Raw genomic sequence first — 13304 nt, forward strand, 5'->3', positions numbered from 1 at the left:
GGATCGGGAGAGAGCGGGTCAGCTCATGCGCCTCGTGCTCAACGTCATCTGGTTGGTATTCGGTGGTTTCTGGCTTGCCGTCGGCTATGCCCTCGCGGCGCTTGTGTGCTTCATTCTCATCGTCACGATTCCCTTCGGGATCGCCGCCCTGCGGATGGCGAACTTCACCCTGTGGCCGTTTGGACGGCGCATTGTCGACCGACCCGGCGCCGGCGGGGCGTCCCTGGTCGGAAACGTGCTGTGGATCCTGCTGGCCGGTTGGTGGTTGGCACTGGGACATCTCACCACCGGCCTGGCACTCTGCCTCACCATCATCGGTATCCCGCTCGGGTTGGCGAACTTCAAACTGATCCCGGTCTCGCTGCTGCCGCTGGGTAAGGAGATCGTGGACGTCGACGCCCCCGCGGTCGGAGCTCGCGCGGCATTCTGAGCCGCCGCGGCAGGTCGAGCGTGCTCGGACCGTGYCGCGCCGCCRCGCGAACAGAATGYCGGCCGCATGATCACAACGACATGATCGACTATGCCGTCCCGCTCCACCGGTAGCGTCGCCAGCATCGCATACGTGCTTATACCGGTCTCATCTCGGGCGTCRCTCGCAGATCGGAGCATTCCGTAGGCGACAGCAGGCCCACAATGGTGTAGTAGATTTGATGGTGTGGAATGTGCGCGCAGGCCAGGAGGGTGACGCGGAAACCTCTGGGCTCCCGAGGAGGGAGGTGRAATCATCGTGGACATCTGGGATGACCTTGCGCAGCGTAACAGCGCTCACCTGCGGGAACGATTCCTGACGGGGGACCTGGTAGCGGAAGGACCACAAAACGCGATTTTGGGTTCGTGGTGGCGCAGCCAGGTACTGAACGTGAGCCCGGACCGGTGCTCCCCCGTCTATGATCCGGATCTTGATCTGGACACGCGCCTGGTCCGCGCGGCCGACCCGGTACTCGACCGACTGGCATCCATGATCGCCGGGACCTGGGTGTGCGTGTGTCTCACCGACGACCAGGCAAGAATACTGGCGCACCGGGTCGGTGAGGCATCCTTCGGCCTACACCCTGGGTTCTGCGTCGCCGAGCACCTGGTCGGCACCAGCGCCGTAGCCCTCGCCCTCGTGGAAAGGCGCCCCRCCCGCGTCTCGGGCGCCGAGCACTTTGCTGACCTCTACCAACCGGACGCGTKCATATCCGCTCCCGTCCGCGACCCCCTCAGCGGGCGTATCGAAGGCGTGTTCAGCCTCATTTGCAGGCTCGCCGAGGCGAATCCGTCGGCGGAAGCCATGGTGGGGGAGGCTGGCCGCGCTATCGAACATCGCCTGCTGGAACAGGCGAGCGAGCGGGAACGCGCCTTGCTCCTGGCGTACCGGCAGGCCAAACACCGGATGCGGATACCGGCTGGCGGCGCACAGTTTCCGCTTGATCTCGATGCCGGGTCCGGCATCGAGATCAAGCACGATACTCGGCTGGTTTTGCAGGAGAAGGCCGCTGAACTGATCGCAGCGGGCCGGCCGACCGCCATCGAGGTATCCCTGCCGCACGGTCAGACTGCCACGCTGGTGTGCAGGGAGGTACGGACGCACTCCGCAGTGGCCGGGCTGGCCGTCGAGGTCGTCCTTCCCTTCGGGCCGCCCCGTCGCCTCATGACCAGCGCCGCGGCTGTGGCAGGACACCTCAACAGCCAGCCGCGGGGGGCCGACGCCGGTGCCCCGTCGGCGCCGGGGCTTTTCCTGCCGTATGCCGCGCTCAGCGCGCCCAGGCCGACGCCGCGACTGCCGGCGGGTGCACCCGACGCCACCCGCCCGGCCAGCACACCCGTGGCCAGTGCGTACCCGGCCAGCCGGCAGCCCGCCATCGGCGCGTCACTGCTGGCGATCGGGGAACAGGGAATCGGCCGTCTCGCGGTGGCGGCACGGCGACGCCTCACCCTGCTGTACGAGGCCAGTATGCACATCGGGACCACCCTCGACGTGACTCGGACCGCCGAGGAACTGGCCCAGGCAGCCGTGCCCGAACTCGCCGACGTCGTCACGGTGGACCTGTCGGAGTCTGTTCTGCGGGGCGAGGACTCGCTGCGTCCGACCGCACTGCTGCGCCGCGCCGCCCTGCACGGCATCCAGGAAGGCCTCGCTCTCTACCCGGCCGGTCACCAGATCAGCTTCCTGCCCTCCACGCCGCAGGCTCGGTGCCTGGCCAGCGGGCGAGCGGTGCTCGAGGCCGACCTGCACGCGGCTCCCGGTTGGCAGGCCCAGGACCCCGAACGCGTCGAGCAACTCCTCGCGCAGGGGATCCACTCGCTCATCACCGTCCCCCTGTGCGCCCGCGACGTGATGTTCGGGGTGGCCAGTTTCTGCCGCTCCCGGCAACCAGAGCCCTACGAGGACGACGACCTGGCCCTGGCCGAGGAGTTGGCCGCCCGCGCGGCGCTGTGCCTGGACAACRCCCACCGCTACACCCGCGAACGAYAGCTGCACCACCAGGCCCTGCACGATCCGCTGACCGACCTGGCGAACCGCACGCTGTTGACGGCCCGACTGCAACGCGGACTTGCCCGGCGCCTCCACGACAATACGCAGGACGACACGCAGCTTGCACTACTGTTCTGCGACCTCGACGACTTCAAGAGCGTCAACGACAGATTCGGGCACGCGGCCGGCGACGACCTGCTTCGCGTAACCGCGGGTCGGCTGACGAGTTGCGCCCGTAGCACCGACACGGTTGCCCGCATCAGCGGCGACGAGTTCGCGGTCCTGCTGGAAGGCGGCTGCGTCGACCCCGAGTCCATCGGGCGGCGGATCCTGGAAACACTCCGCGTACCCTTGGTACTCGCCGGAACGGTTCATACAACCCAGGCCAGCATTGGGCTGGTCGTTGTCGACCCCGGCACTCAGGCCACCGCGGAAAGCGTGCTGAAACAGGCGGACTCCGCCATGTACGCCGCAAAACGGCGGGGTAAGGGCACCCTGGTGGTGTACCGGCCGGAGCTGTGCCCCGCCAGCGCCGAGGACGCCCTGCGCACCAGCCTCACCCACGCCGTACGCGGCGAGGATGGCGGCGGTACCCTCAACGTCAGCTATCAGCCGATCATCGAGCTCCACACCGGTCGGACCGTCGGTGTCGAGGCGGCGCTTCGGTGGGACGACCCGTCCTCCCGATCCGTTCCCCACCACCGTCTCACCCTCACCGCCCAGCAGACCGGGCTGGCCCCCGCACTGGAGCACATCCTGCTCGACCGGGCCTGCCGTGACCTCGGCCGATACCGAAGCACGGGCCATCCGGAGGTGGCCCTCCACATCCCCGTCTCGATCCTCGATGCCGCTGACGCCCGGTTCACGACCGAGGTGGTCAATGCTCTGACCGTCCACCACCTGCCACCCGATGCTCTCGTGCTCCGCGTCGCCGGCGCGACGCACCACACCGATCAGGCTGCCCTGCGGGCGCTGCGCGGACTGGCCGCACGAGGTATCAGGCTCGCGATCACCTATCCCGACGCCGAGGACCTCTCGTTCGATCCCCTTCTGCCGCTTCCCGTCCAGATCATCGTGCTCGACGCCGCCGCCACCCGGCACCTGACCGAATCGCTGACCGACGGYCGCACCCCCGGGGAAGAAGAAAACGACGGCACGCTGCGCACGGCGTTCCTCGCCACCATCCGCGGACTGGGCATTTCACTGCTGGGCACCGGCATCGCTGACGCGAAGCAGGCCGCCACCCTCGCGCACAGCGGCTGYGGYCTTGGCCAGGGCAGCCTCTTCGGCGGACCCGCACCGCTCGCCGACATCCCCGGCAGGTATCCGACATGAGGTAGCCGCCATGTCTCCAGTGCGCGGCACTGACCCTCGACTCTCCAGTGCGCGGCACTGACCCTCGACTCTCCAGTGCGCGGCACTGACCCTCGACTCTCCAGTGCGCGGCACTGACCCTCGACTCTCCAGTGCGCGGCACTGAAAATGCCTTGACCTGATGTTGGGTTGACGTCGTAGGGTCGCAACACGTCTGCAGTGTGCTTACCCACCGTTGTCGCGATCTACCGGTTCGACCACCAGCCGCCACCGAGAGGGACCGTATGCTGATCCGACTTCTGCGGGCTCACCTCGGCCCCTACGGCCGGCCGATCTCGATACTGGTCCTTCTGCAGCTGGTGGCGACGATCGCCATGCTCTACCTCCCCACCCTCAACGCCGACATCATTGATCGTGGAGTGGTCATCGGCGACACCGGCTACATCATGCGTATCGGTGGACTCATGCTCGGTGTCAGCGTCGTGCAGATCGTCTGTGCCGGCGCCGCCGTCTTCTTCGGAGCCCGGACGGCGATGGCGCTCGGTCGGGACATCCGGGCGTCGGTGTTCGACCGGGTCCAGTCGTTCTCGGCCCGGGAGGTCGGCCGCTTCGGCGCGCCCTCTCTGATCACCYGGGCCACGAACGACGTGCAGCAGGTGCAGATGCTGATGTTAATGAGCTTCACGCTCATGGTCTCCGCGCCGATCATGTGCCTGGGCGGYATCATCCTGGCGGTCAACCAGGATGCCGGGCTCTCGCTCCTRCTCGTCGCGATCACTCCGGTCCTCGCAGTGATCATCAGCTTGATCGTGCGACGGATGCGGCCGCTGGGCCGGGCGATGCAGGAGCGCTTGGACGCCGTCAACCGGATCCTGCGGGAGCAGATCACCGGGCTCCGGGTGATCCGCGCTTTTGTCCAGGACGACTATGAGCGGCGCCGGTTCGCGGTGGCTGACGCCGAACTGACCGACATCTCGTTGCGGTTCGGTCGACTCATGGCGTTGATGTTCCCGCTCGTGCTCACCGTGGTCAACTTCTCGAGCGTGGCCGTGCTGTGGTTCGGTGCCCACCGTATCGACGCCGGCCAGATGCAGATCGGCGCGCTGACAGCCTTCCTCAGCTACCTGATGCAGATCCTGATGTCGGTGATGATGGCCACCTTCATGTTCATGATGATTCCCCGCGCCGAGGTGTGCGCGGAGCGCATCCAGGAGGTRCTCGAGACCGACTCCACGGTCCTGCCACCGCAGAACCCGGTGCGGGAGCTGCGCCGCCACGGTGACCTGGAACTGCGGGGCGTCGGGTTCCACTACCCGGGCGCGGAGGCGCCGGTCCTGCGCGCAATCAGCCTGCGCGCCCGGCCGGGTCAGACCACAGCCATCATCGGCAGCACCGGTAGCGGCAAGACAACGCTGCTCGGTCTGGTCCCGCGGTTGGCCGATGCCACCGAGGGCGCCGTCCTCGTCGACGGTGTCGACGTCCGCGATCTCGACCCGGCGCTGCTCGCCCGGACCGTCGGCCTGGTTCCACAGAAGCCGTATCTGTTCTCCGGCACCGTCGCGACCAATCTGCGTTACGGAAATCCGGACGCCACCGACGACGAACTGTGGCGCGCGCTGGAGATCGCGCAGGCGAAGGACTTCGTCGAAGCCATGCCGGACGGTCTCGACACCGCGATCGCCCAGGGTGGCACGAACGTCTCCGGCGGCCAGCGCCAACGGCTCTCCATCGCCCGCGTGCTCGTTCACGGCCCGGAGATCTACCTGTTCGACGACTCCTTCTCGGCCCTCGACTACGCCACCGACGCCCGCCTGCGCAGGGCGCTCGCCCACGAGACCTCCGCCGCGACCGTGGTGATCGTCGCTCAGCGGGTCGCCACCATCCGGGATGCGGATCAGATCATCGTGCTGGACCACGGTGAGGTGGCCGGCGTCGGCACCCACCAGCAGCTGATGGCCGACAACACCACGTACCGCGAGATTGTGCTCTCCCAGCTCACCGAGGAGGAGGCGGCATGAGCAGCCCGGTACCGGCACCGCGCCGCGGCCCGGCCCCGACGGCCGGGCCCGCTCGGTTCTTCGTGGGCCCGGGCGCGACGGAGAAGTCGATGGACTTCGCCGCGTCGAGCCGCCGGCTGCTCGGACTGCTGCGACCGCAGCGTCACCTGCTGATCGCCGTCGTGGTCCTGGCGACGTTGAGCGTCGGCCTGAGCGTGATCGGTCCTCGCCTGCTCGGCCACGCCACCGACCTGGTGTTCGCGGGGATCTTCAGTCGGCGGCTGCCAGCCGGCAGCACGAAGGAACAGGCGGTCGCGCAGCTGCGTGCCACCGGCCACGGTACCCAGGCGGACCTGCTCGCCTCRCTCGACGTGACCCCCGGTCATGGCATGGACTTCGATGCCATCGGTGTCGTGCTGCTGGGGGTCGTGGTCGTCTACGCGGTGTCCGGATTGTGCGGTGTGCTCCAGGCCCGGCTGGCGAACCTGGCCCTGCAGAGAGTGATCAGTGATCTGCGCCGCGACGTCCAGGCGAAGATCTCGCGGTTGCCCGTCCGTTACTTCGACGGTCAGCCGCGAGGCGAGGTGCTCAGCCGGGTCACCAACGACATCGACAACTTCGGGCAGAGCCTGCAGCAGAGCATGTCGCAGATTGTCGCGTCGACGCTGACGATCGTGGGCGTGCTATCGATGATGCTCTGGATCTCCTGGATCCTCGCCCTGATCGCGCTGGTCACGGTGCCAGTGTCGATCATGATGGCGACCCGGGTCGGCAAGCTGGCTCAGCCCCAGTTTGTCGCCCAGTGGCGGATCACCGGTGGTCTCAACGCCCATATCGAGGAGATGTACACCGGGCACACGCTCGTGCGGGCGTTCGGCCGGCAGGAGGAATCCGCGGAGATCTTTCGTGAGCAGAACGAGCGGCTCTACGCCGCCAGTTGGCGCGCGCAGTTCATCTCCGGTCTCATGCAGCCCTCGATGTTGTTCATCGGAAACCTGAACTACGTGCTGGTAGCTGTGATCGGCGGCCTGCRGGTCGCGTCCGGCTCGCTGTCGATCGGTGACGTCCAGGCGTTCATCCAATATTCTCGGCAGTTCAGCCAGCCGTTGTCCCAGGTTGCCAGCATGGCGAACCTGGTGCAGTCCGGGGTGGCCTCCGCGGAGCGGGTGTTCGACCTGCTCGACACCGTCGAGCAGGAACCCGACCGGGCGGTTCCGGCGCATCCGGAGCGGCTTCGTGGCCGGGTGGCCTTCGAACGCGTCTCCTTCCGCTACGAACCGAACAAGCCGTTGATCGAGGACCTGTCACTTGTCGCGGAACCTGGTCACACCGTCGCGATCGTCGGGCCGACCGGCGCCGGCAAGACCACTCTGATCAACCTGCTGATGCGCTTCTACGAGGTCACCGGCGGACGGATCACCTTGGACGGGGTCGATGTCGCGGCGATGTCGCGGGATGAACTGCGGGCCAGCATCGGCATGGTCCTGCAGGACACCTGGCTGTTCGGCGGAACGATCGCGGAGAACATCGCCTACGGTGCGGAGGGCGCCACCCACGAGCAGATTGTGGCGGCGGCCCGCGCCGCGCACGTCGACCGGTTCGTCCGCACTCTTCCCGCGGGTTACGACACCGTGCTCGACGACGAGGGGGTCGGCGTGAGCGGCGGGGAGAAGCAGCTGATCACCATCGCCCGCGCCTTCCTCGTGGAACCTCTGATCCTGGTTCTCGACGAGGCGACGAGCTCGGTGGACACCCGTACCGAGGTCCTCATCCAACGGGCGATGTCGACCCTGCGGGCGGGGCGGACCGCGTTCGTCATCGCGCATCGGCTGTCGACCATCCGGGACGCGGACACCATTCTCGTGATGGAGAACGGAGCCATCGTCGAACAGGGCACCCACACCGAGCTCCTGGCCGCCGATGGCCCATACTCCCGGCTGTACCAGTCCCAGTTCGCCCAGGCCGTCGTCGAGATCTGACCGTCGAGATCTGACGGTCGAGATCTGCGTGAGCGGTTGCGCCACCGGCCCGTGCGTGTGACAGCGGGGATGAGCACGAGCCGGACGGCTTGTTAGGCGAACGTGGTCAGTTGATCAGTTTGATGAGCTGGCGCCCGTCGAGCCAGTTGCCGGTGACATCGGTGAACGTGTTGTTCTTCCACGCCAGCAGCCGCACCGCCGTGTTGCAGATCGCCGGGAAGATGTCGATCTGCTTGCCGTCGCAGGTGAACGGATGGGCCATGACGTTCGGGCGGTCGTGGGAGGCGCGAAGCGCCGTGAGCAGGGCGGCCGAGGTCGGCTGGGCGGTACCGGCCAGCAGCGACCGGATGTTGAGGACGGCGGAGAAGGATCCCTGCGACGACGAGGACCGATCGGCCTCCGGGATCGCCTTACGRAACGCCGCCGTGTCGGCGTCACCATCGCTCGTCCCGACCGGTAGGTAGCTGGATGCGAAGTAGAGGTTGTCGGTCCGGCCGCTGGCCGCGCGCGGCACCGCGGGGGTGGTGCAGGGACCGATGAAGTAGATGTCGCTGCGGATGTTCAGCGCCGCCGCGGCCTGGACGATCCGGGTGCACGTCGCCGCCTGGAACACCACGATGATCGCGTCCGGCTTGCCCGCCGCGACCTGGGTCAGGGCCGGCGCGAAGTCTGCCGCGTCGGATTTCTCCGGCACCAGTTTGACGTCGGACACACCTTTATGGTGCAGGACGTTCTGCGATCCCTGGATAGCGGCGGACAGCAGGCCGGGCAGGTCGAGGTACAGGGCATGCACGCTGCGCACATGCCGGATGTTCGTCAGATAGTCGGTGAGGCCGAGCAGCTCGCTGAGCGAACCGCCGGAAAATGCGAAGGCGTTGTGTGAGCCGAGTTCTCCGCTCAGTTGAGGAGAGCCGGTGACGTACGGGATGTGGGCGGTCTCGTATATCGGCATCGCCGCCTCCGCGCCGAAATCGATCCCGCCGACCACCGCGAGTGGTTTCGTGGCGACAAGCCGGTTGGCGCAGTTCTGGGAGGACTCCGGCGAGCCGTCGGTTGCGCAGCTGATCAGCCGGAGCGGTCGACCGTCGAGCCCGCCCAGAGAGGTGTTGGCGTAGTCCACGGCGGCCTGAGCGGCCTTCCGGGTCTCCGGGTATGACCCGACAGTGCTGTTCTCAACCGTTACGAAGCCGACAGTGACCGCAGGCCCGGTCAGGCGGCTCGCCGCCGCRCTGCCACCGGCAGCTGCGCCGGACGAGCCACCGCGCTGACTCGTGCACCCGGCGACAACGACGGACAAGGCTACGGAGAACGCGAGGAGGATGCGGGAGGYTTGTCTCACGGCTCGTGAAGCTACACTTCTGTCGTCCAGTTCTGGGGGCTTGACCGTCGACCGGCCGGACGGGGACTGTTGTGTGACCATGCGTCCGGTCTTCATCGCAGTTCGGATCTCTCTATCTGCAATAGATGCGTCTACGGGGGCCCGGTGACAACGTATATAGCAGCATTGCTGCTCGGCCTTGGCCCGGGGGCCGTGTACGCGGCGCTCGGGCTAGGGCTCGTGCTCACCTACCGCGCGTCCGGCGTGGTGAACATCGCCCATGGGGCGTTCGCTATGTACGCCACCTACCAGTACGCAGAACTACGGGAGGTCGGGGACCTCGTACTGCCCGTCGTCGGGATGCCGCCAAGAATTCATCYCACCGACACGCCCACCTTCGGGCTAGCCCTGTCAGTATCCCTCGCAATGGCGGCAATTCTAGCACTGGCATCCTATCTGGTGGTTTTTCGGCCCTTGCGGCGTGCCCAGCCGCTGATGACGGTCGTGGCGGCGGTCGGCCTCACGATCGCGCTGCAGGCCGTCGCCGTGCTCCAGTTCGGATCTGACAACAGGTTCCTCAGCCCGGTGCTGCCGCAGTCACCGCTGTCCCTGCTGGGCGTGACCGTGGCGAGTGACCGGCTGCTGCTCGCCGCGTCGGTCATCGTGGTCGCCGCCGGTCTGTGGGCGATGTCGCGCTGGACGTTGTTCGGCCTGGCTACCCGCGCCGTCGCCGAGGATGAGCAGACCACCGCGCTTCTCGGCCGGCGGCCCGGCTGGATCGCCGCCGTCAACTGGGTCATGGCGGCCGTGCTCGCCGCCCTCGCCGGGATCCTCGTGGCGCCGATCAGTGCGCTGAATCCGACGAGCTACTCGCTGTTCGTCGTTCCCGCGCTYGCCGCCGCTCTGCTCGGTGGCCTGTCCTCGTTCGGTCTGACCGTCGTCGGAGCTCTCGGCCTCGGCATGACCCAGGCCGTCCTGATCCCGCTGCAACAGGACGTCTCCTGGTTGAACCAGCCGGGACTGCGCGCGCTGCTTCCGATGCTTCTGGTCATCGCGGTGGCGGGCCGGCGCGGGGATCTCATTCCCGGTCGCGCCGCGGGCGTCGCCGTGTCGGCTCCGATGCCGGTGGTCGACCCGCCGGAGTCTCCCCTGCGCCACCTCGCGGTCGGTGTGCCGTTCGGGGTGGTCGCGATCCTCGTGCTGGCCGGCCCCTACCGGCTCGGCCTCGAACGCAGCCTTGCCGGCGCCGTGGTGTGTCTGTCGTTCGTCGTGTTGACCGGGTACGTCGGACAGCTCTCGTTGGCACAGATGACCCTCGCCGGTGTCGCCGGCTTCCTGTTGGCCAGACTCCAGGGTGAGCTGGGCGTGCCGTTCCCGATCGCACCCCTGCTCGCCACGGGTGCCGCCGCCGTGGCGGGCCTGCTGCTGGGGGTGCTGTCACGGCGGCTGCGTGGAATCGACCTGGCATTGATCACTCTGGTCGCCGGCGTCGCGATCCAGGAGGTGGTGTTCGGAAACCCGCTGGTCACCGGCGGGTTGGCCGGGTCGGTAGTACCGAGTCCGAAGATCTTCGGCCTCGATCTCGGGCTCGCCGGTGCCGGGTTCCCCCGGCCGCAGTACGGGCTGCTGGCGTTGGCCGTGCTCGCCGCGTGCTGCTACGGAGTCGCCCGGCTGCGCACCGCGGACCTGGGCCGGCGCATGCTGGCCGTGCGCGCGAACGAACGGGCCGCTGCCGCGGCCGGGATCGACGTCCGTCGTACGAAGGTGCTCGCCTTCACCCTCTCCGCCGCGATCGCCGGTCTCGGCGGCTGCCTCATCGGCTACGGCCAGGGACGTCTGTCCTTCGACTCGTTCGGCGTCACGGCCTCGCTGTTCTTCCTGGCGATCGCGGCCGCCGGCGGGGTGACGAGTGTCGGCGGAGCGTTGCTGGGCGGTCTGCTGGTGCCGGGCGGAATCGTGTTCATCGTGCTGGACCAGGTTGCCGGGCTCGGCAAGTACCAGTCCGTGCTGTGCGGGATCGCCGTCGTGGTGCTGGCGGTGCTACGTCCGGCCGGGCTCGCGTACCGACCGCATCGGACGGCTCGCGCCGATCATCAGGGCCGCGCGGATCGGTCGGGTGGCACGCATCGGACCGGTCCTGGGCAGCGAACGCGTCGAGGAGATCACGTGCGACACCCGCAGCCGCCGGACCAGGGCCGGCCGAGCCTGACCCCGCATCCGGTCAACCCGGGCGGAGCCCCGTGACGGCGTTGCTGGCGGTCGACATGCTCGCCGCCGACCAGGGCCGCACGCGCATCCTCGAGGATGTCTCCTTCACTCTGTCGGCAGGCACCATCACCGGGCTCATCGGACCCAACGGAGCCGGAAAGACGACGTTGATCGACGCCCTCACCGGGTTTGCGTCGATCAGCGCGGGTACCGTCACGCTGGACGGTGCCGTGCTCGTCGGACTGCCGGCGCATGAGCGGCTGCGGTTGGGGCTCGCCCGCACCTTCCAGGCGCTGGAACTCTTCGACAGTCTGGAGGTCGGGGAGAACCTGGCCGTCGTCACGCCCCGGGCACCCGGACCCGCGACCGGGCCAGATCCGGCCCGGTCGCTCGGGCTCGCCACGATCGCCGATCGCCTGCCGTCGACGCTCTCCCACGACGAGCGGTCCTCGGTGGCTCTCGGCCGCGCCCTCGTCGCCAGGCCGAAGGTCCTGCTGCTGGACGAACCGGCCGCGGGTCTCGACCCGGCCGCCCGCCGGACGCTCGCCGACCGGCTGCGCCGCATCGCCGCCGACGGCATCGCCGTGCTGCTCGTTGACCACGACGTGAAGCTCGTCTTCGACGTATGCGACCACGTCCTCGTCCTGGACGGGGGCCGCGTCGTCGCGCGCGGTCGATCCGCCGAGGTGCGCGCCGATCCGGCGGTCCGCGCTGCCTATCTGGGCGGTGGTGGGCCCGACGGCGGCGACCGCGCCGGGACCGCCCCGGGACCCGGGCCCGGCTCGGCCTCTGCTCTCGACTCCGTGTCTGCTCTCGACTCCGTGTCTGCTCTCGACTCCGTGCCTGCTCTCGACTCCGTGCCTGCTCTCGACTCCGTGCCCGCCTCCACCCCGGCGCCGGCCCCCGGCCGAGGCGGGGGCGATCTGCTCGTACTCGACCGGGTCACGAGCGGATACGACGGAGTTCCGGTGCTCCGGGACGTGTCGCTCACCGTCGGTGCCGGGGAGATCGTGGCGCTGCTCGGAGCGAACGGCGCGGGCAAGACGACGCTGATCCGCACGGCGGCGGGGCTGCTGACGCCGTCGAGGGGACGGGTCAAGGTCCTCGATGACCGGTCGCGCCGGGCCGCGCCGAGCACACTCGCCCGCCGGGGGATGGCGGTCGTACCGCAGGGACGAGGATCACTCGGGCGGTTGACCGTCCGCGAGAACCTGCGCCTGGCGGCCGGCCGGCGCTCATCCGGCGAGATCGGGCGGGTGTTGGACTGGTTCCCGGTGCTGCGCGGCCTGCTCGACCGGTCGGCCGGAGAACTGTCCGGGGGCGAGCGGCAACGGCTCGCGTTGGCCGTCGCTCTGGTGCGCAGACCGCGTCTGCTGCTGGTGGACGAGCTGTCGTTCGGCCTGGCACCCGGGATTGCGCCGCAGCTGCTCGCCCTGCTGCGCACGATCGCCCTCGAGACGTCGACCGGCGTGCTGCTGGTCGAGCAGTTCGTCTCGCTCGCGTTGCAGGTGGCCGACCGTGGCTACGTTCTCGACCGGGGCCGGATCGCGCTGTCGGCGAGCGCGGCGGATCTCATCGCGCATCCCGAGCTCATCGAGACGGCCTACCTGGGCGGGAGTTCCGGGCCGGCGGCGGCCCCGGACCGCTGAGCTGGTCCGGCGTTCCCCGCCACGCAGAGAAACCGGGGTCCGGCGGAACAGGGCTCTTCACGTCGCCCGATGGTGTAGGGCATGCGTCGGATGAACCGGAAGGGGTGGCGAGCGGGCCGGCGGTGTCTTACTGTCGACAAGCGTCGAAGTTGATCGCGGGAGCTCCGCCAAGGGGCTGAGAGGGCGGCTGGGGCCGCCGACCGCAGGAACCTGTCCGGGTAATGCCGGCGTAGGGAGTCTTACATGGTGTCGCGTACCGACCGTTCGTCCTCGTCCACCTCGAAGGCCGTCACCTCGTCCCCGTCCACCTCATCCTTGTCGTCCGCCGCATCCTCCCCGTCCGTCTCGTCCTCGTCCTCCTCGTCGTCCGTCTCGGCCGCG

At 68.5% G+C, this 13304-nt stretch carries 7 protein-coding genes and 1 riboswitch; of the genes, 6 read left to right on the forward strand and 1 reads right to left on the reverse strand.

The features are described 5' to 3' along the window. The first annotated feature begins 25 nt into the window (after window positions 1-25). The 4 genes from KBI5_RS19395 to KBI5_RS19410 all read left to right on the forward strand — a co-directional run bounded on the left by KBI5_RS19395 (window position 26) and on the right by KBI5_RS19410 (window position 7748). Window positions 26-430 (forward strand): YccF domain-containing protein, encoded by a 405-nt coding sequence (locus KBI5_RS19395; protein WP_011434841.1) that lies wholly within the window; start codon window positions 26-28, stop codon window positions 428-430. Window positions 431-727: 297 nt separating this feature from the next. Further along, on the forward strand, window positions 728-3793 hold the full coding sequence (locus tag KBI5_RS19400; protein ID WP_085016035.1) for a diguanylate cyclase: 3066 nt from the start codon (window positions 728-730) through the stop codon (window positions 3791-3793). A gap of 263 nt (window positions 3794-4056) precedes the next feature. Beyond that, window positions 4057-5790, forward strand: a complete 1734-nt coding sequence (locus KBI5_RS19405) for an ABC transporter ATP-binding protein (RefSeq protein ID WP_085016036.1) — start codon at window positions 4057-4059, stop codon at window positions 5788-5790. After that, entirely contained in the window at window positions 5787-7748 is a 1962-nt protein-coding gene (locus KBI5_RS19410) for an ABC transporter ATP-binding protein (protein ID WP_085016037.1), read from the forward strand. The genes KBI5_RS19405 and KBI5_RS19410 overlap by 4 nt, the downstream gene beginning before the upstream one ends. 106 nt (window positions 7749-7854) lie before the next feature. Here the strand turns inward: KBI5_RS19410 and KBI5_RS19415 are convergent, their stop codons facing one another. Then, on the reverse strand, window positions 7855-9087 hold the full coding sequence (locus KBI5_RS19415) for an ABC transporter substrate-binding protein (protein WP_241883026.1): 1233 nt from the start codon (window positions 9085-9087) through the stop codon (window positions 7855-7857). 144 nt (window positions 9088-9231) lie between these two features. On the opposite strand from KBI5_RS19415, the gene KBI5_RS19420 reads away from it, so the two are divergent. Together KBI5_RS19420 and KBI5_RS19425 are read left to right on the forward strand one after the other, a co-directional pair. Next, window positions 9232-11310, forward strand: coding sequence for an ABC transporter permease (locus KBI5_RS19420; RefSeq protein ID WP_085016039.1), 2079 nt, complete (start codon window positions 9232-9234; stop codon window positions 11308-11310). Then, window positions 11307-12923, forward strand: coding sequence for an ATP-binding cassette domain-containing protein (locus KBI5_RS19425; protein WP_011434847.1), 1617 nt, complete (start codon window positions 11307-11309; stop codon window positions 12921-12923). The genes KBI5_RS19420 and KBI5_RS19425 overlap by 4 nt, the downstream gene beginning before the upstream one ends. Before the next feature lie 145 nt (window positions 12924-13068). After that, a riboswitch (TPP riboswitch) is annotated at window positions 13069-13176 on the forward strand. The last annotated feature ends 128 nt before the right edge of the window (window positions 13177-13304 follow it).

It is taken from the genome of Frankia sp. KB5 (genome assembly GCF_002099325.1).
Classification (GTDB): Bacteria; Actinomycetota; Actinomycetes; order Frankiales; family Frankiaceae; genus Frankia; species Frankia casuarinae.